18 protein-coding genes, 1 pseudogene and 1 riboswitch are annotated in these 21786 nt (G+C 56.2%); of the genes and pseudogenes, 10 read left to right on the top strand and 9 right to left on the bottom strand.

Going from position 1 to position 21786, the window contains the following annotated elements; genetic code table 11:
* Window positions 1–16 precede the first annotated feature (16 nt).
* A riboswitch (FMN riboswitch) is annotated at window positions 17–167 on the top strand.
* A gap of 104 nt (window positions 168–271) precedes the next feature.
* Window positions 272–925, top strand: coding sequence for a 3,4-dihydroxy-2-butanone-4-phosphate synthase (gene ribB, locus FHN83_RS08145; protein WP_139563642.1), 654 nt, complete (start codon window positions 272–274; stop codon window positions 923–925).
* Window positions 926–966: 41 nt separating this feature from the next.
* Here the strand turns inward: ribB and zupT are convergent, their stop codons facing one another.
* Entirely contained in the window at window positions 967–1740 is a 774-nt protein-coding gene (gene zupT, locus FHN83_RS08140) for a zinc transporter ZupT (RefSeq protein ID WP_039031764.1), read from the bottom strand.
* 196 nt (window positions 1741–1936) lie between these two features.
* Here zupT and ygiD point away from each other — a divergent pair, with 196 nt between their 5' ends.
* The gene (gene ygiD, locus FHN83_RS08135) at window positions 1937–2725 is read left to right on the top strand and encodes a 4,5-DOPA dioxygenase extradiol (RefSeq protein ID WP_139563641.1); all 789 of its coding nucleotides are present in this window, start codon (window positions 1937–1939) and stop codon (window positions 2723–2725) included.
* Between the two features lie 94 nt (window positions 2726–2819).
* Here ygiD and FHN83_RS08130 read toward each other — a convergent pair whose 3' ends face one another.
* From FHN83_RS08130 to tolC, 3 genes are all read right to left on the bottom strand, one after another.
* Window positions 2820–3980, bottom strand: a complete 1161-nt coding sequence (locus tag FHN83_RS08130) for a glutathionylspermidine synthase family protein (RefSeq protein WP_139563640.1) — start codon at window positions 3978–3980, stop codon at window positions 2820–2822.
* A gap of 2 nt (window positions 3981–3982) precedes the next feature.
* Entirely contained in the window at window positions 3983–4654 is a 672-nt protein-coding gene (locus FHN83_RS08125; RefSeq protein ID WP_138370236.1) for a DUF1190 family protein, read from the bottom strand.
* A 174-nt stretch (window positions 4655–4828) separates the two neighbouring features.
* Window positions 4829–6250 carry an outer membrane channel protein TolC gene (tolC, locus tag FHN83_RS08120; protein ID WP_039031768.1) on the bottom strand — a complete coding sequence of 474 codons (1422 nt, stop codon included), beginning with the start codon at window positions 6248–6250 and terminating at the stop codon, window positions 4829–4831.
* A 205-nt stretch (window positions 6251–6455) separates the two neighbouring features.
* Between tolC and nudF the strand changes: the two genes are divergently transcribed.
* From nudF to parE, 5 genes are read left to right on the top strand one after another with little or no spacing between them, the layout of a single operon-like run.
* Window positions 6456–7088, top strand: a complete 633-nt coding sequence (nudF, locus tag FHN83_RS08115) for an ADP-ribose diphosphatase (protein WP_039031769.1) — start codon at window positions 6456–6458, stop codon at window positions 7086–7088.
* On the top strand, window positions 7085–7507 hold the full coding sequence (locus FHN83_RS08110) for a DUF1249 family protein (protein ID WP_003862516.1): 423 nt from the start codon (window positions 7085–7087) through the stop codon (window positions 7505–7507). The genes nudF and FHN83_RS08110 overlap by 4 nt, the downstream gene beginning before the upstream one ends.
* A 28-nt stretch (window positions 7508–7535) precedes the next feature.
* Window positions 7536–8363 (top strand): 3',5'-cyclic-AMP phosphodiesterase, encoded by an 828-nt coding sequence (gene cpdA, locus FHN83_RS08105; protein WP_039031770.1) that lies wholly within the window; start codon window positions 7536–7538, stop codon window positions 8361–8363.
* Window positions 8363–8944 (top strand): esterase YqiA, encoded by a 582-nt coding sequence (gene yqiA, locus FHN83_RS08100; RefSeq protein WP_039031771.1) that lies wholly within the window; start codon window positions 8363–8365, stop codon window positions 8942–8944. Before cpdA ends, yqiA begins: the two co-directional genes overlap by 1 nt.
* 28 nt (window positions 8945–8972) lie before the next feature.
* Window positions 8973–10865 (top strand): DNA topoisomerase IV subunit B, encoded by a 1893-nt coding sequence (gene parE, locus FHN83_RS08095; protein ID WP_139563639.1) that lies wholly within the window; start codon window positions 8973–8975, stop codon window positions 10863–10865.
* 34 nt (window positions 10866–10899) lie between these two features.
* Here parE and rclA read toward each other — a convergent pair whose 3' ends face one another.
* A complete protein-coding gene (gene rclA, locus FHN83_RS08090; protein WP_139563638.1) occupies window positions 10900–12231 on the bottom strand; it encodes a reactive chlorine resistance oxidoreductase RclA in 1332 nt (443 codons plus the stop codon).
* 159 nt (window positions 12232–12390) lie between these two features.
* On the opposite strand from rclA, the pseudogene rclR reads away from it, so the two are divergent.
* Window positions 12391–13253 (top strand): annotated as a pseudogene (rclR, locus tag FHN83_RS08085) (reactive chlorine-specific transcriptional regulator RclR).
* Here the strand turns inward: rclR and FHN83_RS08080 are convergent.
* The 4 genes from FHN83_RS08080 to FHN83_RS08065 are packed head-to-tail and all read right to left on the bottom strand — an operon-like array spanning window position 13250 to window position 19451.
* Window positions 13250–16396, bottom strand: a complete 3147-nt coding sequence (locus FHN83_RS08080) for a CusA/CzcA family heavy metal efflux RND transporter (protein WP_139563637.1) — start codon at window positions 16394–16396, stop codon at window positions 13250–13252. The pseudogene rclR and the gene FHN83_RS08080 sit on opposite strands and share 4 nt — an antisense overlap.
* Entirely contained in the window at window positions 16393–17670 is a 1278-nt protein-coding gene (locus FHN83_RS08075; protein WP_419146410.1) for an efflux RND transporter periplasmic adaptor subunit, read from the bottom strand. The genes FHN83_RS08080 and FHN83_RS08075 overlap by 4 nt, the downstream gene beginning before the upstream one ends.
* Window positions 17671–17699: 29 nt before the next feature.
* Complete coding sequence (gene cusF / locus FHN83_RS08070) at window positions 17700–18041, bottom strand: cation efflux system protein CusF (protein ID WP_139563636.1); 342 nt, start codon at window positions 18039–18041, stop codon at window positions 17700–17702.
* 30 nt (window positions 18042–18071) lie between these two features.
* Entirely contained in the window at window positions 18072–19451 is a 1380-nt protein-coding gene (locus FHN83_RS08065; protein WP_139563635.1) for an efflux transporter outer membrane subunit, read from the bottom strand.
* 189 nt (window positions 19452–19640) lie between these two features.
* On the opposite strand from FHN83_RS08065, the gene cusR reads away from it, so the two are divergent.
* Both cusR and FHN83_RS08055 read left to right on the top strand, forming a co-directional pair.
* A complete protein-coding gene (gene cusR / locus FHN83_RS08060) occupies window positions 19641–20324 on the top strand; it encodes a copper response regulator transcription factor CusR (protein ID WP_039031778.1) in 684 nt (227 codons plus the stop codon).
* Entirely contained in the window at window positions 20314–21786 is a 1473-nt protein-coding gene (locus FHN83_RS08055) for a Cu(+)/Ag(+) sensor histidine kinase (RefSeq protein ID WP_139563634.1), read from the top strand. The genes cusR and FHN83_RS08055 overlap by 11 nt, the downstream gene beginning before the upstream one ends.

Below are 21786 nucleotides of genomic sequence, written 5' to 3'. Positions count from 1 at the left end.
GCGTTATAGTTATCCCGCTTATTCTCAGGGCGGGGCGAAATTCCCCACCGGCGGTAAATCAACACCATGTTGAAAGCCCGCGAGCGCTTTGGGTGCAAACTCAAAGGTCAGCAGATCCGGTGTAATTCCGGGGCCGACGGTTAAAGTCCGGATGGGAGAGAGTAACGAACCAGCCGGGCGAGGCCCGCTCACGTTATTTTTTTGCCGTACTACGGCGCTCCTAAGACTGCCCTGATTCTGGTAACCATAATTTTAATGAGGTTTTTTTACCATGAATCAGACGCTCCTTTCCTCTTTCGGTACCTCTACTGACCGTGTTGAGCATGCGCTTGCTGCGCTTCGCGAAGGCCGCGGCGTGATGGTGCTTGACGATGAAGATCGTGAAAACGAAGGCGATATGATTTTCGCCGCCGAAACCATGACCGTTGAACAGATGGCGCTGACCATCCGTCACGGCAGCGGTATTGTTTGCCTGTGTATCACCGAAGATCGCCGTAAACAGCTGGATCTGCCTATGATGGTAGAGAACAACACCAGCGCTTACGGTACCGGTTTTACCGTTACCATCGAAGCCGCCAGCGGCGTGACCACCGGCGTCTCTGCCGCTGACCGCGTCACCACCGTGCGTGCCGCCATTGCCGATGGGGCAAAACCTTCTGACCTGAATCGCCCAGGCCATGTCTTCCCGCTGCGCGCGCAGCCGGGCGGCGTCCTGACTCGCGGCGGTCACACCGAAGCGACTATCGATCTGGTGACGCTGGCAGGCTTCAAACCCGCCGGTGTCCTGTGTGAACTGACCAATGATGATGGCTCTATGGCTCGTGCGCCGGAGTGCATCGACTTTGCGGTTAAACACAACATGGCTGTTGTGACTATCGAAGATCTGGTGGCGTATCGCCAGGCGAACGAGCGCAAAGCCAGCTGATAACGCAGCATAAAAAACGCCGGGTTAACCCGGCGTTTTTTTTATCCTATTCCTGCCGTCTGGAGCAGCACCAGACTGAGCCCCATCACCGACATCCCGCACAGCACGCCGTAGCTGGGGTTATTATTCGGGTCGATCTCTTTGGCGAGCGGCATCAGCTCATCTACCGACAGCGCCACCATAATGCCCGCCACTGCCGCCATAATGGCTGCCATCACAATCGGCGAGATCAGGCTGCCGAGAATAAGCCAGGCCAGCACGCCGCCTGCGATCTCCGCCATCCCGGAAATACCTGCCCAGAACACCGCTTTACGCTTTGACCCGGTAGCCGCATAGACCGGCCCGGCAACCGCCAGCCCTTCAGGGATATTGTGCAACGCCACCGCCAGGGCAATGCCAAAGCCTAACTCCAGATTGTTGCTGGCGGTCACGTAAGTAGCAACGCCTTCGGGGAAGTTATGCAGGCTGATACCCAGGGTCAGCAGCAGCGCGGTACGACGCAGATTGCGCGGCAGCGGCTGAGTTCCTTTTTGCATCAGATCCTGCGGGTGCGCATGGGGTAACATTCTGTCCAGCGCAAAATAGCCCAGCAGGCCAAAGACAAACATCCCGTAGCCAAGCACCGGCGACATACCTTCGGTGCCAAGGGCGGCGGGTAGCATCTCCATCAGGGAGATGAGCAGCATAATCCCGGCGGCAAAGCCGAGGGAAAATGCCAGCACGCGGTTTGAGGGCTTCTGGCCCAGCACGCCGAGCATGGCGCCGATAAAGGTGGCGGCGCCTGCAAGAATAGTCAGAATCAGGGGAACTGACATTCACCTCTCCTTATGATAATGATTCTCATTCATATTAAAGGCTAAACGCGCGTAAAGCGAGCGGGTCCAGGCGCCTTTACAGATCCCTTACATTCAAATTTCCTGATGATCTTCATCATGGTTATCTGAGTTCATCTTATCCTGATAACAGGTAAGGTAAAGCTATCAAATCGACATCTTGTGTAAGGATATCATCATGACATCTTCTCGTATGCCAGCGCTGTTTTTGGGCCACGGTAGCCCCATGAACGTGCTGGAGGATAACGTCTATACTCGCGCCTGGCGTCATCTGGGAGAGACGTTGCCACGTCCGAAAGCTATCGTGGTGATTTCTGCACACTGGTTTACCCGTGGCACCGGCGTCACCGCGATGGAAGCGCCGAAAACGATTCATGATTTTGGTGGTTTTCCGCAGGCGCTGTACGACACGCACTACCCGGCACCGGGTTCGCCGGCCCTGGCGCAGCAGCTGGTGGAGCTGCTGGCACCTGTCCCGGTCGCTCTGGATAAAGAGGCGTGGGGTTTTGACCATGGCTCCTGGGGCGTGCTGATAAAAATGTATCCCGATGCCGATATCCCGATGGTGCAGCTGAGTATCGACAGCACCAAACCCGCGGCCTGGCACCTGGAGACAGGCAAGAAGCTTGCGGCGCTGCGTGACGAGGGCATCATGCTGGTGGCCAGTGGCAACGTGGTGCATAACCTGCGCACCGCCCGCTGGCATGGTGAAAACACGCCATATCCGTGGGCGACATCGTTCAACGATTACGTAAAAGAAAACCTGACCTGGCAGGGGCCAGCAGAGGAACATCCGCTGGTGAACTATCTCGCGCACGACGGCGGTTCACTCTCCAACCCGACGGCGGAACATTTCCTGCCGCTGCTCTATATCTTAGGCGCGTGGGATGGTCAGGAACCGATTACGACTCCGGTGGACGGCATCGAGATGGGCAGTTTGAGTATGTTGTCGGTGCAGGTGGGGTAATCAATAAATGCCGGGTGGCGGCTTCGCCTTACCCGGCCTACGGGTTCGCATGGTTTTGTAGGCCGGGTAAGCGCAGCGCCACCCGGCAAATCAACTACTCAATAAAAATATGCGGATAGAAGCGCGACAGATCCTGGGTGATCAGCGCGCGATCTTCGCGAATGCCAATCCCGGCGGGCTGGTCGTTGATCAGCCAGCTGCCGATCAGCATGTAACTGTCGCCATACTTAGGTAGCTGACAGAACTGCTGGACGATCATCCCTTCTTCGCCATACGGACCTTCTACCGCTTCCACGGTGTTACCGTTTTCGATAATCGATACGTTAGCCCCTTCGCGGGAGAAAATCGGCTTTTTGACATACTTATCCATCTGCGGATAGTCATCTTCCGCGAAGTAGGCAGGCAGCAGATTCGGATGATCCGGGAACATCTCCCACAGCATTGGCAGCAGGGCTTTGTTGGAGATGATGCTCTTCCAGGCCGGCTCCAGCCAGCGCACGCCAGCGTCTTCCAGCTTGGTCGAGAACATTTCGCGCAGCATGTATTCCCACGGGTAGAGCTTGAAGAGGTTGCTGATCACCTGATCCTGCAGGTCGGTAAACTGGCCTTTTTCACCGAGCCCGATATCTTCCATGTAGAGGAATTCGCTGGCAACGTCTGCCTCGGCGGCGCAGTCCTGCAGGTACTGTACCGTACCGCGATCTTCAACCGTGTCACGACAGCAGGCAAAGTGCAGCAGGTTGAAGCCGTGCTGCTCGCGCAGTTCAGCGAAGCGCTCAATCAGCTTCTCCTGCAGGCTGTTGAACTGGTCGCTGCCCTCGGGCAGGTTGCCTGCGTTCTGCTGATCTTCCAGCCAGATCCACTGGAAAAAAGCCGCCTCATACAGGGAGGTCGGCGTATCGGCGTTGTTCTCAAGCAGCTTCGGCTCGCCGGTACCATCCCACGCCAGATCGAGGCGGGAATAGAGCGACGGCTGGTTGGTTTTCCACGACTGACGCACAAAGCCCCAGGTGTGTTTCGGAATGCGGAATTTGGTCAGCAGCTCATCGCTGGCAATCACCTTCTCCACCACCTTCAGGCACATCTGGTGCAGCTCTGCCGTGACCTCCTCCAGTTTTTCAACCTGGGCGAGGGTCAGCTTGTAGTAGGCATCTTCACACCAGTACGGCTCGCCGTACATGGTGTGGAAGTTGAAACCGTATTCGGTGGCTTTTTCGCGCCAGTCCGGGCGCTCAACAATACTGACTCGTTCCATTATCAGCCGCCCATGGAGCGTGTTGAAGTGCCGGCCGCGCTGCGCTGCATGGTGCTCTGTTTAGCAACAGACTCACCAAAGCCGCCGCGGGTGACGGTGCTGGTGGTAGCCGGTTTTGGCGCCATGGCGGTTTTCGGAACGGTCATGGTGCGGCCTGGCTGGGCTGCGCCGTAACCTTTACCGCTGGCATCGGTGTACTGGCCGTATGCCGGGCTGGCCGGGTTTTTCGAACTGAACAACGGCTGCTGCTGGTAGCCTGCGCCGCCGCTCATCAGACGGCCCATCATGTAACCGGCCATTAATGGCATCCAGAAGCTACCGCTGGATTGTGCCTGGGCCTGGTTTTCAGGTGCCGTGCCTGCCTGAGCCGGAGCAGGTGCCTGCTGGCACTGACCTTCGCCAAATTCCGCCACGCAGTCTTCACGGCTGGCGTATTTCGGCGCGGTACGTTCCGCTTCCTTCAGGGCGTTGTTGTATGAAGCGGTACACTCCGCGCTTTTACCGGTGGCTGCAGCACAGTCATCGGCATTCTGATAGAGGGATACCGTTTCGTCGGTTTTCTCACAGCCTGCCAGCATAAACACAGCGCCCAGCGCCAGGGCGACAGGAGTGAGGTGACGAGCGCTCCAGCTTTTGCGGAACGTCGCGTGATTAATGGATTTTGTCCGTTTCATGATTGTCTTCCAGGACCCAGTGGTAAAACACAGAAAATAAGGCTCAGAATAGAGGATGAGTGGTGGAAATTGAAGCGATGGGGGCGAATCTGGGGGATCTTTACGTTGGCTTACGTTTTTTTGTCGGACAGCGCGATACTACCCGGCCAGGAGAGCCCCGGCCGGGTATAATCATCAGTTAGCGTTGGTGCTTGCAGCGGCTGCGGTTAAGCCATCAGCAGAGGCAACCTGCTGTGGATTTTCCGGAGCCACGACTTCTGGGGTAGTGGAGATGGGTTTACCCAGAGAGCCGTTCAGCGCCAGAAGATCCTGCTCGTTCAACGTACCCAGCGCCTGCTTGATGTTGAGCTGGTTAATCAGGTAGTTGTAACGGGCGTTGGAGAGCTGTTGTTTGGCGTTGTACAGCGTGGTGGTCGCATCCAGCACGTCAACGATGGTACGGGTACCTACCGCGTAGCCAGCTTCAGAAGCATCCAGTGAGCTCTGGGCAGAAACCACGGCCTGTTTGTAGGCGTTGATGCTGCTGACAGAGGCGTTCACGTTGTTGAAGGAGGAACGCACGGTCTGCACCACGCTGCGGTGCGCGCTTTCAAGCTGCTCGCTGGCACCCACAAAGTTGTACTGCGCCTGTTTGACCTGAGAATTAACCTGGCCGCCCTGATAGATTGGCAGGGAGAAGTTCAGGCCGATTTTATTCTGGCCGACATCGCTGTCGTTGTACTGGGCACCGCTGGTTCTGGAACCGCTGTAGCTGGTATTAGACACGCTGGTAGACGCGCTCAGGCTCAGGGTTGGCAGATGACCATCCTGTGCCAGGCGGATCTGCTCGCGGGCCAGATCCTGGCTCAATCGCGCCTGCAGCAGGCTGAGGTTACGGTTTTCAGCTTCTTTCAGCAGGGCATTCACCGCCTGCGGCTTTTCGGCTTTGAAGCGATCAACGTTCAGCGAGGCCAGCTGTGGATAGTAGTTGCCGGTGACCTGACGCAGCTGTTCTACGGCGTTATCCAGATCGTTACGCGCCGTCACTTCGTTCGCCAGTACGCTATCGTACTGTGAACGGGCGTTCTGCACGTCGGTGATCGCTACCAGTCCCACGTTGAAACGCTGGGTGGTCTGATCTAACTGGCGGTAGATGGCTTGTTTCTGCGCTTCAATATAGGAGAGCGTGTCGATTGAGCTCAGTACTTTGAAGTAGGCGGTTGCGGTATTGAGGATCAGCGTTTGCTGGTCGGTCTGATAAGTGACATCCTGAATACCGGCCGATTTTTCCTGCAGGCTCAGGTTACGCCATCTGGACATATCAAACAGCGTCTGGGTTAACTGGAGTGAACCGCTGGTTACGTTAGAATCGACGCCGTTAGCATCACGGTAACCGTTGTTATAGCTATAATCTGCACCTAAACCCAGCTGTGGTAATAATGGGCTGCGTGCTTCATTAATCTTTTCAAATGCAGCATCACGATCGGCGGCGGACTTACGCAGTTCCGGGTTGCTCAGACGTGCCTGCTTATAAACCTGCATCAGGTCCTCTGCCTGACTCAACGCGCTGAAGCCCGTCAGGCTCAGGCCGATGAGGATGGGGAGCAATTTCTTCATTTGCTTTCCTTGTTGTGAAGCTCTTTGTTAGCGCTGATCTAATTAAAAAATATCTACCGATTCTAGCAGACTTCGCCACTGCAAAAGGTTGGCGTTCCGTGCCATGCGGCGGTAACTTGCACCAATTTACCATACTGAGTTAGAAACCGCAGTTAAGCAAAATTGAATTTCACGTTAACGTCACCATTTATAACAGGATGCAAACATGCATAAACCAGAAAAGATGCCAGTGACTTTCACAAAAAACGATGTAGAAATTATTGCACGAGAAACGCTCTACAGCGGATTTTTTTCACTGGAATTGTACCGTTTTCGCCACCGTCTGTTTAACGGCGAAATGAGTGGCGAAGTGAAGCGCGAAATTTTTGAGCGCGGGCATGCCGCAGTCTTGCTACCCTTTGACCCAGTGCGGGACGAAGTGGTACTGATAGAGCAGATTCGCATTGCCGCGCTGGATACCAGCGAAAGCCCGTGGCTGCTGGAGATGGTGGCCGGGATGGTTGAAGCGGGCGAGACGCCGGATGACGTCGCGCGTCGTGAGGCGATGGAAGAGGCCGGGCTGATTGTCGGGCGCACAAAACCGATTTCGAATTATCTGGCAAGCCCCGGTGGCACCAGCGAGCGTTTATCGGTTCTGGTAGGGGAAGTGGACGCCACGACCGCACAAGGTATTCACGGTCTGGTTGATGAAAACGAAGATATTCGTGTTCATGTGGTAAGCCGGGAGCAGGCTTATCAATGGGTAGAAGAGGGGAAAATCGACAACGCGGCTTCTGTCATCGCTTTGCAATGGCTCCAGCTGCATTATCAGGACTTACGAAACGAGTGGAAAAAATGAAGCGTTATACACCTGACTTCCCTGAAATGATGCGCCTGTGCGAAACCAATTTCGCCCAGCTGCGCCGATTGCTGCCGCGTAACGACGCGCCCGGCGAAACAGTGAGCTATCAGGTGAGCAACGCGCAGTATCGGTTAACGATTACAGAATCAACCCGTTACACTACGCTGGTGGAAATTGAACAAACGGCGCCTTCCATCAGCTACTGGAGCCTACCGTCGATGACGGTGCGGCTGTATCACGACGCGATGGTCGCTGAAGTGTGTTCAAGTCAGCAGATCTTCCGCTTCAAAGCGCGATATGATTACCCAAATAAAAAGTTGCATCAACGTGACGAAAAGCATCAAATTAATCAGTTTTTGGCCGACTGGCTACGATACTGTTTAGCACATGGAGCGATGGCGATTCCGGTTTGTTAGCGTCGTGAAACCTACCTAAGGACACCATTTGGAAAGCCTGTTGAACCTGACTGTTGCTGGTGGGGCGCCAGTCAGGGTATTACAAATTACCGATACTCACCTGTTTGCCAATAAGCATGAGACCCTGTTAGGTGTGAACACCTGGGAGAGTTATCAGGCTGTTCTGGAAGCCATTCATGCCCAGAAGCGCGAATGCGATCTGATAGTCGCAACGGGCGATTTGGCGCAGGACCAAACCGCCGCGGCTTATCAGCATTTTGCTGAAGGTATCGCGAGCTTTAACGCGCCCTGCGTCTGGCTACCCGGAAATCACGATTTTCAACCTGCGATGTACAGCGCGCTTCAGGATTCAGGCATTTCGCCAGCCAAAAGGGTTTACACCGGTGACAACTGGCAAATACTGCTGCTCGACAGCCAGGTCTTCGGCGTACCGCACGGCGAGCTGAGCGATTTTCAGCTGGAGTGGCTCGAAGCGAAACTTGAGGCCGAGCCGGCGCGTCACACCCTGCTTTTACTGCATCATCATCCGCTACCGGCAGGATGCAGCTGGCTCGATCAGCACAGCCTGCGCAACTCTGCCTCGCTGGATCAGGTGCTGGAAAAATTCCCCCGGGTGAAGCACTTACTCTGCGGCCATATTCACCAGGAGCAGGATCTCGACTGGAACGGTCGTCGCCTGCTGGCTACGCCTTCTACCTGCGTGCAGTTTAAACCGCACTGCGCAAACTTCACGCTTGATACTATTGCGCCAGGCTGGCGCTGGCTGGAACTGCATGCCGACGGCTCGTTGACGACCGAAGTCTGCCGCCTGCAAGGCACCGAGTTCCGCCCGGATACCGCTTCAGAAGGATACTGATGTCTGCGCTCCTCTATCTGCACGGGTTCAACAGCTCCCCGCGCTCGGCAAAAGCGACGCTGTTTCGCCAATGGCTGGAAGTGCATCATCCCCACGTTGAGATGATCGTCCCGCAGCTGCCGCCGTACCCGGCAGACGCCGCCGAAATGCTGGAGGCCATCGTCATGGCGCACGGCGGCGAGTCCTTTGGTGTGGTGGGCTCCTCCCTCGGCGGCTACTACGCCACCTGGCTGTCCCAGTGCTTTATGGTCCCTGCTGTGGTGGTAAACCCGGCGGTGCGGCCTTTTGAGCTGCTGGTGGGCTATCTCGGCCACAACGAGAACCCCTACACCGGACAGCAATATGTGCTAGAGTCTCGCCATATTTACGACCTCAAAGTTATGCAGATTGATCCGCTGGAAGCGCCAGATCTCATCTGGCTGCTGCAACAGACGGGTGATGAAGTGCTGGATTATCGCCAGGCAGTGGCGTATTACGCCTCCTGCCGCCAGACTGTAGAAGAGGGCGGTAATCATGCCTTCACGGGCTTTGAGGATCATTTCACCCAGATTGTCGATTTCCTTGGTCTGCACAGCCTCTGACAATCGCTGCGAATTGCTAGTTTAAATCATGACGCAAACCTATAACGCTGATGCCATTGAGGTACTCACCGGGCTTGAGCCGGTTCGCCGCCGTCCGGGGATGTACACCGATACTACGCGCCCAAACCATCTGGGCCAGGAAGTTATTGATAACAGTGTTGACGAAGCGCTGGCGGGTCATGCCAAACGCGTTGACGTTATCCTGCATGCCGACCAGTCGCTGGAAGTGATCGACGACGGCCGCGGCATGCCTGTCGATATCCACCCGGAAGAGGGTGTGCCGGCCGTTGAGCTGATCCTCTGCCGCCTGCACGCGGGCGGTAAGTTCTCCAACAAAAATTACCAGTTCTCGGGTGGTCTGCACGGGGTAGGTATCTCCGTGGTCAACGCCCTGTCAAAACGGGTTGAAGTGACCGTTAAGCGCGACGGCCAGGTCTACAACATCGCTTTCGAGAACGGCGATAAAGTGCAGGATTTGAAGGTGATCGGTACCTGCGGCAAACGCAATACCGGCACCAGCGTCCACTTCTGGCCGGACGAGAGCTTCTTCGACAGCCCGCGCTTTTCCGTCTCACGCTTAACGCACATTCTGAAAGCGAAAGCGGTGCTCTGCCCTGGGGTGGAAATCACCTTCAAGGATGAGGTTAACAACAGCGAGCAGCGCTGGTGCTACCAGGACGGACTGAACGATTACCTGGGCGAAGCGGTTAACGGCCTGCCGACCCTGCCGGAAAAACCCTTTATCGGTAATTTTGCCGGTGATACGGAAGCGGTGGACTGGTCGCTGCTGTGGCTGCCGGAAGGCGGCGAGCTGCTGACCGAAAGCTACGTTAACCTGATCCCGACCATGCAGGGCGGAACCCACGTTAACGGCCTACGCCAGGGCCTGCTGGACGCGATGCGTGAGTTCTGCGAATACCGCAATATTCTGCCGCGCGGCGTGAAGCTGTCGGCGGAAGATATCTGGGAGCGCTGCGCCTACGTCCTCTCCGTGAAGATGCAGGATCCGCAGTTTGCCGGGCAGACCAAAGAGCGCCTCTCCTCGCGCCAGTGCGCGGCGTTTGTCTCCGGCGTGGTAAAAGATGCCTTCAGCCTGTGGCTGAACCAGAACGTGCAGGCCGCAGAGATGCTGGCCGAAATGGCAATTTCCAGCGCCCAGCGCCGTCTGCGTGCCGCGAAGAAAGTGGTGCGTAAAAAGCTCACCAGCGGCCCTGCGCTGCCGGGCAAGCTGGCGGACTGTACCGCGCAGGATCTGAACCGCACCGAGCTGTTCCTCGTCGAAGGGGACTCCGCGGGCGGGTCGGCCAAACAGGCGCGCGATCGTGAATATCAGGCGATCATGCCGCTGAAGGGTAAGATCCTGAATACCTGGGAAGTCTCTTCCGATGAGGTGCTGGCGTCCCAGGAGGTGCATGACATCTCTGTGGCGATCGGTATCGATCCGGACAGCGAGGATCTGAGCCAGCTGCGTTACGGCAAGATCTGTATCCTTGCGGATGCGGACTCCGATGGTCTGCACATCGCCACCCTGCTGTGCGCGCTGTTCGTGAAGCACTTCCGTACGCTGGTGAAAAACGGCCATGTGTATGTGGCGCTGCCGCCGTTGTACCGTATCGATCTCGGTAAAGAGGTCTATTACGCCCTGACGGAAGAAGAGAAAGCGGGCGTACTGGAGCAGCTCAAGCGCAAGAAGGGCAAACCTAACGTGCAGCGCTTTAAAGGGCTGGGCGAGATGAACCCGCTGCAGCTGCGCGAAACCACGCTCGATCCAAATACCCGCCGTCTGGTGCAGTTGACCATCAGCGATGAAGACGAGCAGCAGACCAACGCGATGATGGATATGCTGCTGGCCAAGAAGCGCTCGGAAGACCGCCGCAACTGGCTGCAGGAGAAGGGCGACCTGGCGGATATCGAGGGCTGATATCTGAAAACCCTGCGATGCAGGGTTTTTGCTTTCAGGGGCAGATAAAGCCGGCAAACAGATCGTTCAGCGATTCACTCATCGTAGGATGGGTGAAAATTTGATCCCGCAGAGCGGTATACGGCAGCCCGGCATCCATCGCCGTTTTGACGATATTGACCATTTCATGTGAATCAGGGCAGAGCAGTGAGACCCCTAAAATTCGCTGGCTGTCCGCATCTACCACCGCTTTGAGCACACCACGGGTATCATCGATGACTCTTGCACGCGGGATAGCCGCAACGGGCAGGGTGGCAACCTTGATGTTTAACCCGCTGGCGCGCGCCTGCTCCTCCGTCATACCCACCCGTGAAAGCGGGGGCGTCATAAACACCGAGTAAGGCACGTTCTGGCGATCGTCCGTTGTGCGCTTCCCTTCACCCAGCAGGCTGTCCCGGACGATCCTGAAATCGTCGAGTGAGATATAGGTAAATTGCAGCCCACCCGTCACATCCCCCATCGCCCAGATATTATCGGCAGAGGTACGCAGGTATTTATTGACGATGATGCCTCCGCGGCTATCGACATCCACACCCGCATTCTGCAACTGCAGCTGTTCCGTGGCCGGTTTGCGCCCGGAAGCGACCAGCAATGCGTCAACGTCATCAACCCCCTCTGGCGTATGGATGAGTACGCGACCCTCCCGGGAAGAAAGCGCCTGCACCCGGGCATTGAGGATAATGCGGACGCCATCATCACGCAGCAGGGCTGCTATGGCATCGGCGACATCACGATCTTCGCGCGGCAGGAACAGGGGAGCCGCTTCGTAGATGGTCACTTTGCTGCCAAAGTTGGCAAAAATCGACGCGAATTCCACTCCGATGTACCCCCCACCGAGAATGCCGAGGTGCTCTGGCTGGGTGGTCAAATTGAGCAGTCCGGTGCTGTCATACACGCCGGGCGTGGTGGTGATCCCGTCGATATCCGGGACGACAGATTGCGCGCCAGTATTAATGAATATCTTGTCACCCTTAAGTTCAATCACCCCGTCATCCTGATACACGCGAACGCTGGTGTTATCGATAAACTCAGCCCGCCCATCAATGATGTCAACGTTCTCTGACTGCGTCAGATTGACGTAATTTTTCTCACGTAAAAATTCCACCACAGAGGATTTACGTTCCATTGCTGCGGCAAAGCCGTGTTTCTGTTGCGCGCCATGAACCAGGGTCTTGGTTGGGATACAGCCGATATTGATGCAGGTTCCGCCGTACATTGAACTGGACTGTTCAACGATCGCCACTTTCCACCCCTCTTTTGCCAGGGTTGCTGCCAGGGTTTTCCCCGCCTTGCCAAATCCGATAATGATTGCCTGATACTGTTCCACAGCGTCTCTCCACGTGTCTGGATGAATATTTGATGTGAGAAGTATACCGACGAGGGTTAAAAAGCCGCTTCTCCGTAACGCTGGTAATACTGTCCAATCGTCTTTTAATTGGCTCTTAATGTATAATCCAGGCCTTAATTTCCTGTTCAGGAGTCCGGTATGGATGCGCTAAGCCGTTTGCTGATCCTTAATGCAGCCGAAGGGAGTATCGATAAAAACTGCCATCTGAGTCACGACTGGCAACTGCCCCATGCCGCAGGCGATCTTGCGGTCATTCGCTGGCATACGGTTACCGAGGGCGGTGCCGAGGTGGAGTTACCTTCTGGTGAGATTTACACCCTGCGCCCGGGAAGGGTGGTGATCCTGCCGCAGAATTCCGCCCATCGTTTGAGCCAGAAAGGGGAGGCGCGGACCTTTATCGTCTGCGGCAGTTTGCAGCTCCAGCCTTCGGCGCGTTATTTCCTGACGGCACTGCCAGAAGCCTTGTGGCTGGCGCCGGATGCTGACAGCACCACGTTTCGCTGGTTGCAGGCGGCAATCGCCCTGATGCAGCAGGAGTCCAGCGCGGATCGGCCCGGCTCGAACCTGCTGTGCAGCCAGCAGGGGGCGGCGCTGTTTGCGCTCGCGGTGCGTGACTGGCTGACCCACAACGCCTCGTCCGAGAAAAACGTGCTGAATCTGCTGCTGCATCCCCGGCTTGGCACGGTGATCTTCCAGATGCTGGAACAGCCCTCCCACCCCTGACCGTTGAAGCGCTGGCAGGTCGGGTACATATGTCACGCGCCAGCTTTGCCCAGCTTTTTCGCGAGGTGTCTGATTCAACGCCCCTGGCGGTGCTGACAACCCTGCGGATGCAGATTGCTGCCCAGGCCCTGTCACGCGATTCGCGGTCAATCCTGTTGATTGCCGAGTCGGTGGGCTATGCCAGTGAATCGTCGTTTCATAAGGCCTTCACCCGGGCGTTCGGTTGCACCCCTGGGGAATACCGAAAACGGGTTCAGGCCCTGGGACAACCCGGTTAACCCCCGGTGCGGCGGGATCTGCGCAGCCACATCAGTTTATAGGCCGCCGGGATGATAAACAGCGACAGCAGCGGAGCGGTAATCATCCCGCCAATCATCGGGGCGGCAATCCGGCTCATGACCTCTGAGCCGGCCCCGGTGCCCCATAAAATGGGCAGTAACCCGGCAATGATCACCGCTACCGTCATCGCCTTAGGCCGCACGCGCAGAACCGCACCCTGATACAGCGCCGCATCCAGTTTTTCGGCGCTGAAGGTGCGCGGATTGTCCAGGGAAGGATCCGCCTCAATGGCATGGCGCAGATACATCAGCATCACCACGCCAAACTCTGCGGCGACCCCGGCCAGCGCAATAAACCCGGTACCGGTGGCGACCGACAGATGAAACCCCATCCAGTAGAGGAACCAGATCCCCCCCACCAGCGCAAAAGGCACGCTGGTGATGATCAGCAAGGCTTCGCCAACGCGGCGGAAGGCCAGATACAGCAGTATAAAGATGATCATCAGCGTCATGGGTACCATCAGTTTCAGCTTCTGGCTGGCGCGCTCCATATACTCAAACTGACCGGAGAAGGTCACGCTGGTGCCCGGCGTGAGCTGCACGTTTTCGGCGATCGCTTTTTTGAGATCGTTCACGACCGACAGCATGTCGCGATCGCGGGAATCGATATAGATCCAGCCTGTGGGCCGGGCATTTTCACTTTTCAGCATCGACGGCCCGGACGTCACCTTCACCTCGGCGACATCCGCCAGCGTAATTTGCTGTTTCATCGGGGTCAGGATCGGCAACTGGCGCAGCTGCTCCAGGCTGTCGCGATAACGTTGCGGATAGCGGATGTTAATCGGATAGCGCTCGATGCCTTCCACCGTTTCGCCGACCATCGCCCCGCCAACCGCAGAGGTGATAAACAGCTGCACGTCAGCGGGGGTCATGCCGTAACGAGCGGCTTTCTCACGCTGAATATCGACGTTCAGGTAACGCCCGCCAACCAGCCGTTCGGCCAGGGCAGACGTCACGCCGGGTACCGTTCTGGCGACCACTTCGATCTGTTCCGACAGGGCGTCGATATCCGCCAGCACCGTGCCTGACACTTTGATGCCAATCGGGCTTTTTATCCCGGTCGAGAGCATATCAATGCGGTTACGGATGGGCGGTACCCAGAGGTTCGCCAGTCCTGGCAGACGTACGGTCTTATCCAGTTCAGCGATGATTTTGTCCATCGTCATCCCCGGTCGCCACTGATCTTCAGGTTTCAGCTGGATGGTGGTTTCCACCATCTCCAGCGGCGCGGAGTCGGTCGCCGTTTCGGCTTTCCCGGTCTTGCCGAAGACGCGGGCCACTTCCGGCACGGTCATGATCAGTTTGTCGGTAATTTGCAGCATTTGAGCCGCCTGCGCGGCCGATATGCCCGGCAGGGTGGAGGGCATATACAGCAGATCGCCCTCATTGATTTGCGGCAGAAACTCACCCCCCACTTTACTGAGCGGCCAGATAATCGTCAGGATCGACAGCATCGCCACCAGCAGGGTCGCTTTCGGCCAGTGCAGCACCTTCAGCAGCAGCGGGTGGTACAGGCGGATCAGCACGCGGCTCAAGGGATTACGGTTTTCTGCCGGGATTTTACCCCGGATCCAGAAGCCCATCAGGACCGGGATCACCATAATAGCCAGCAGCGCGGCCCCAGCCATCGACCAGGTTTTGGTAAAGGCCAGGGGGCCGAACAGACGACCTTCCTGGCCTTCGAGGGTAAAGATGGGAATAAATGACAGGGTGATGATCAGCAGGCTGATAAACAGCGCCGGACCCACCTCTACCGAGGCGTTGGTGATCACCTGCCAGCGCGTGGCGTTGGACATTTTCTGCCCTGGATGCTGGTGGTCCCACTCCTCAAGGCGTTTATGGGCATTTTCAATCATCACGATGGCGGCATCGACCATTGCGCCGACGGCGATAGCAATCCCGCCCAGCGACATGATATTGGCGTTAAGCCCCTGAAAATGCATGATGATAAAGGCAAAGCACAGGCCCAGCGGCAGTGAAATAATCGCCACCAGCGCCGAACGTAGATGCCAGAGAAACAGGGCGCAGACCAGCGCAACCACCACGAACTCTTCCAGTAACTTATGGCTCAGGTTGTCAATCGCCCGGTCAATCAGCTGGCTGCGATCGTAAGTGGTCACGATCTCCACCCCGTCTGGCAGGCTCTTTCTGAGGCTGTCCAGTTTCGCTTTTACCGCTGAAATGACCGCCCGGGCGTTTTTACCGGAACGCAGGATCACCACGCCGCCGGCGACTTCGCCTTCACCGTTGAGGTCGGCAATGCCGCGGCGCATCTCGGGGCCAATCTGGACCCGCGCGACGTCACGCAGATAGACCGGCACACCCTCGGCACCGGCTTTTAAGACGATGCTGTTGAAGTCATCAATGCTTTGCAGATAGCCGCTGGCCCGCACCATATATTCCGCTTCGGAAAGCTCAACCGAGGAGCCGCCTGCTTCCTGATTCGAGGCATTCAGTGCCGATTTAACCTCTGCCAGGCTGATGCCGAACTGGGTCAGTTTCTGCGGATCGACCAGGATCTGATACTCTTTGACCACGCCGCCCACCGACGCCACTTCCGCCACGTCAGGGATCGTTTTCAGCTCATACTTCAGGAACCAGTCCTGTAATGAACGCAGCTCGGCGAGATCGTGTTTGCCGCTGCGATCGACCAGCGCATACTCAAAGATCCAGCCCACGCCGGTGGCGTCCGGGCCTATTTCGGCACTGACCCCTGCGGGCAGTTTACCCTGCACCTGATTGAGGTACTCCAGTACACGGGAACGCGCCCAGTACTGATCGGTGCCGTCCTCAAAAATGACGTACACGTAGGAATCACCAAACTGTGAAAAGCCGCGCACCGTTTTCGCCCCCGGCACCGAGAGCATGGTGGTGCTCAGCGGGTAGGTGACCTGGTTTTCCACCAGCTGTGGCGCCTGTCCGGGATACTGTGTTTTGACAATCACCTGAACATCGGACAGGTCCGGCAGGGCATCAACCGGGGTGTGAATAATGGTCCAGGCACCCCAGATACTGAGAAATAACGCCCCCATCACGACCAGGAAACGGTTGGCTACCGAACGGCGAATAATCCATTCAATCATTGTTCATGTCCTTGAGCTGACGTGTCGGCCGCGCGCATCCTGTCGAGGGCACCGGCGATATTGGCCTCGGAGTCGATCAGGAACAGGCCGCTGGACACGACTTTTTCCCCTTCAGCAATCCCGCTGCGGATCGCCGTCACCCCCTGCGACTCATGGAACACCTGGACCCGCTTCGGTACAAAGCGCCCGTCGGCATTAACGGTGATCACCCGCTGCTCGTCACCGTTGTCGATTAGCGCCTTAGACGGGATCAACAGCATGGGCTGACTTTGGCTGTTCAGCTTCAGCCTGGCATTCATGCCCGGTTTCAACGACTCATCGGGGTTATCCACCAGCAGCCGCAGCTGCAGCGTCCGGGTGGTGGCATCAACGCTTGGCAGCAGCGACCATTTCCTGATGGCGAAGGATTTATCCGGCCAGGCCGGAACCGAAATCGCCAGCTGTGACGCATCGGTGATCATCCATGCGATGGATTCCGGTACCGCAGCGCTGATCCACACGGGATCCATCCCCTGGATTTTGGCGACAATATTGTCTTTGGCGATGTTCATCCCGGTGCGCAGGTCAAAGGCAGTAATGACGCCATCAATCGGCGCTTTCAGGGTAAACCGGGTCTGGATTTTACGGCTCGCTTTCAGGCGACGAATATCCTCATCAGGCATACCCGCCAGCCGCAGGCGCTCAAGAATGCCTTCGGTCTGGGTGCCGGTTCCGCCGGTGTCACGCAGCAGTAAATATTCACTTTGCGCTTCAACCCACTCCGGGATGGTGAGCTCCACCAGCGGCGCGCCTTTTTGCACTTTATCCCCGACGGTGAGGGGGTACACTTTCTCGATAAAACCGGCCGACCGCGCCTGGATAATCGCAATCTGGTAATCGTTGTAGCTGACGTTTGCCGGGTAAGTCTGGCGATATTCCAGCGACCCGCGGCGAACGGGCTCTGTCTTGACGCCGAGATTCTGGGTCTGAGTGGGATCGATGCGGATCCCCGGCGCAGCGGCGGCTTCCGCATCGCCATCGGCGTATTTTGGTACCAGATCCATATCCATAAACGGCGATTTGCCGGGCTTGTCGAAACGGGTATTTGGATACATCGGGTCATACCAGAACAGCACTTTCCGCGAGGCGTGTTCTGCATCATGAGGAACATCAGCCGTTGAATGTGCTGCTGAAAAATAAGAGGACACACCCGCTGAAAGTATCCCGCCGAGTATTACGCCGCTGACCAGAAGCGCGGTGTTTTTAGGGGTAAAAAACGTCATATTATTGCCCATGCACGTTCCATTGATGATGTACGCCACGATTAATCCTGGCGGCGAATATCCTGCAACAGTGAGATATTGCCCTGCTGGATAAACGTAAATTCGACCTGGTCACCCGCTGTTATGCCCTGGATTTGCGATGCCTGGGTGAAGGTAAAACGCATCGTCATCGCTGGCCAGTTCAGCGCGGCGACGGGGCCGTGGGCAATGGTGATTTTTTTCGCGTCCGGATCGATGAGTTTGACTTCACCCGTGGCCTGTACGATCTGCTCTTGCTGCGCAGCCGGCGCTGCCGCATGCATTGTGCTCATCTCACTGGCTGTCGCGCTAAAGGCGACAGCAGAAAAAAGGCTGAACAGAACGGCTTTAGAGACGATATTCATGATTACTATTCCTTAAGTTGGGTGATGTCGTTATTCAATCCAGCCGCCGCCGAGGGCGGTGAATAAGGTAATTTCGTTGACCTGACGGGCGTAATTAAGGTCGAGTAAGGTCTGTTGGGTGGCAAACAGGGAGCGTTCGGCATCCAGCACTTCGATATAGCTGACCGCGCCATGCTGATAGAGGGTCTGAGCGCGCTGCAGGGTAATCTGCAGCGAGGCCAGATAACGCTTCTGGGCCGCGAGTTGATCCGCCAGGCTCTGGCGCAGCGCCAGGGTGTCGGCGACCTCTTTAAAGGCGGACTCTATTTTTTGCTCGTAATTCACCACCGACTGTTGCTGGCGAATTTCCGCTAAATCCAGGCTGGATTGATTACGCCCGGCGTTAAAAATAGGTAGGTCGATTTTGGGTATAAAATTCCACATCCCGTTTGAAAACAGGCTTGAAAGATCTGTACTGCTGCCGGATAACGAGCCGGTCAGGGTGATTGAGGGGAAAAAGGCCGCGCGGGCAGCGCCAATATTCGCATTAGCAGCCAGCAGACCATGTTCGGCCTGCATAATATCGGGACGTTGCAACAGGATCTGCGAAGAGAGCGATGGCGGTAACGTTACGCCGTTGATATCCACCTCGCTCACCGCGGTATCATCCGGCAGGGTGTTATAGGTGCCCAGCAGCAGCTGTAACGCATTATTCGCCTGTGCCAGTTCCCCTTTGCGTTTCGCAATATCGCTGCGGGTACTTTCAATAACCCCGCGCGCTTGCTCCAGCGCCAGCACGTTACTGCTGCCGGTCACCAGCTGTTTCTCTATAAAAGCGTATGACTGCCTGTAATTGGCTAACGTCTCCTGAGCAACCTGTAATTGCGCATACGCCAGTCGCTGCCTGAAATAACCTTGTGACACATTTGCGATGAGGAGAATATGGACCGCACGGCGTGCTTCTTCGCTGGCAAAATAGTTCTGCCGTTCGGCTTCACTCAGATTTTTTAAACGGCCAAAGAAATCGAGATCGTAATTGAGATCCAGCCCGGCCTGATATTGCTGCCGGGTGCCGCTATCGTCCGCAAGTTTACCGCTCCAGGTGTTACTCGCGGTCGCGTTGAGCTGCGGATAGCGGTCGGCATCCGTCACGCCATACTGCGCTCTGGCTTCCTGCACCTTCAGTGCCGCCATTCGCAGGTCGCGGTTATTCAGCAGGGCTTCACCGATCAACTTTTTCACCTGCGGATCGCCAAAGAACCTCCGCCAGCCCGTATCCTGATAATTCGCAGGCGTCGACACCAGCTGATTCTGGCTAAGGGAAAATTGCTGTGGAACCGGGGAATCAGGGCGTGAATAATTCGGTGCCAGGGAAATACAGCCCGTCAGAACAAATATCCCGCTGAGCGTCAGTAATTTTAATTTGTGCATAGTTTTTATGGCCCGGACAGGACGCTTAATAATGGGTATGTCTCAGTGGGGCTTACTCTACAAAAGGGACTCTGTTTGACGGGTGACAGGAAAATGACAAAGCTGTCATTTTGCGATTAAGCCATTGCTATCCGATCCGTCTGCCCTACAATCAAAAACTCGCAAATAAGGTGCAGGGAGAAGGGCGTCATGAAGCTGCTGATCGTCGAAGATGAGAAAAAAACGGGTGAGTATTTAACCAAAGGATTGACCGAGGCCGGGTTCGTCGTCGATCTGACGGATAACGGGCTTAATGGTTACCACCTGGCGATGACCGCCGACTATGACCTGCTGATCCTCGATATCATGCTGCCGGATGTGAACGGCTGGGACATTGTCAGAATGTTGCGTGCAGCCAACAAAGGCATGCCCATCCTGCTGCTGACTGCGCTCGGCACCATTGAGCACCGGGTTAAAGGGCTTGAGCTGGGCGCGGATGACTATCTGGTGAAACCCTTCGCCTTTGCTGAACTGCTGGCGCGGGTAAAAACGCTGTTACGCCGTGGCGCTGCCGTCATTGTCGAAAGCCAGTTTCAGGTAGCCGATTTAACCCTCGACCTGGTCAGCCGAAAAGTCACCCGCAGCGGCACCCGCATTACGCTGACCAGCAAAGAGTTTACCCTGCTGGAGTTCTTTATTCGTCACCAGGGCGAAGTCCTGCCCCGTTCGCTGATTGCCTCGCAGGTGTGGGACATGAATTTTGACAGTGACACCAACGCCATTGATGTGGCAGTGAAAAGGCTGCGGGCAAAAATTGATAACGACTTTGAGCCGCGGTTAATTCAGACGGTGCGCGGCGTAGGCTATATGCTTGAGGTTCCGGATGATCTTTAAGCGCTCCTCCCGGCCATTTTCTCTGGCCACGCGCCTGACATTTTTTATTAGCCTTGCCACTATCGCCTCTTTTTTTGTCTTTACCTGGATAATGATCCACTCCGTAAAGGCCCATTTTGAAGAGCGTGATATTCACGATATGAAGCAGATTGGCGCCACGCTGGAGACGGTACTGAGCCATCAGGAAGAGCCGGAAAAACAGCGGCTGGAAATCCTGCAAAATGTGGTCGCAGGCTACGCCAGCGTCTCGGTCATGCTGCTGGATACCGATGACCGACCCGTTTTCCAGTCTGCGATCGGACCCGATCTGAGCGCTATTCTCCGCGATCCCGCCCTTGCCCGTGAGTTACGCGCCGGGAATGTCCTCTCATGGCACGATCCTTCTCCTCATCAGGGAATGCATAATAACGAGCCGATGGACAACAGCACCTGGCGTTTAATGATGCTGCCCATCGGCAAAAAAGCCGATGGCACCCAGGCCTATAATTTACTGATGGCGTTATCGATCAATTTTCATCTTCATTATATTAACGACCTCAAAAATAAGCTGATGATAATGGCCTCGATAATCAGCGTTATCGTGATCTTTATTGTGCTGTTTGCCGTCTATCAGGGGCATAAACCTATCCGCAGCTTAAGTCAGCAGATCAAGAATATTAGCTCCGCAGATCTGGGTGTCCGGTTAAATAACGAAGATGTCCCTATTGAGCTGGAACGGCTGGTGATCTCCTTTAACCATATGATTGAGCGCATAGAGGATGTCTTTAACCGGCAGGCCAATTTTTCTGCCGATCTTGCCCACGAGATGCGCACCCCGATCACTAACCTGGTGACGCAAACCGAAATCGCCCTCAGCCAGCCGCGGAGTGCCAGAGAGCTGGAGGAGGTGATGTACTCCAGTCTGGAGGAGTTCTCGCGGATGTCGAAAATGGTCAGCGATATGCTGTTCCTTGCTCAGGCAGACAACAACCAGCTGATCCCCGAGAAAGAGACGCTGGACCTGGCGGCGGAGGTCACCACGGTATTCGACTTCTTTGAGGCCCTGGCCGAGGAGCGCGGGGTGGCGCTCAGGCTGGAAGGGCACACCAGTCTGGTGGAGGGTGACCCACTGATGCTGCGCAGGGCTTTGAGCAATTTACTCTCCAATGCCATCCGCTACACGCCGCGCGGAGGCACCATTACCGTCCACCTGCGCGCCGGGGAGGGGGAAGTCCATATTATTGTGGAGAACCCCGGCCCCCCCATTGCGCCAGTACATTTACCCCGGCTGTTCGATCGTTTTTATCGGGTCGATCCCTCCCGGCAGCGCAAGGATGAAAGCAGCAGCGGAATCGGTCTGGCTATCGTTAAGTCCATTATTACCGCCCATTACGGCCGGGTATCCGTTGAGTCAGATATAAAATCCACGCGCTTTATTCTGACCCTGCCCGCGAAGCACCGCCAGCAGATCCCGGTGCAATAA

Origin of the sequence: Leclercia adecarboxylata (assembly GCF_006171285.1) — a bacterium.
Classification (GTDB): Bacteria; Pseudomonadota; Gammaproteobacteria; order Enterobacterales; family Enterobacteriaceae; genus Enterobacter; species Enterobacter barmai.
Note: the sequence above shows the minus strand (reverse complement) of the source record. Positions and strands in the feature narration are given on the sequence as shown.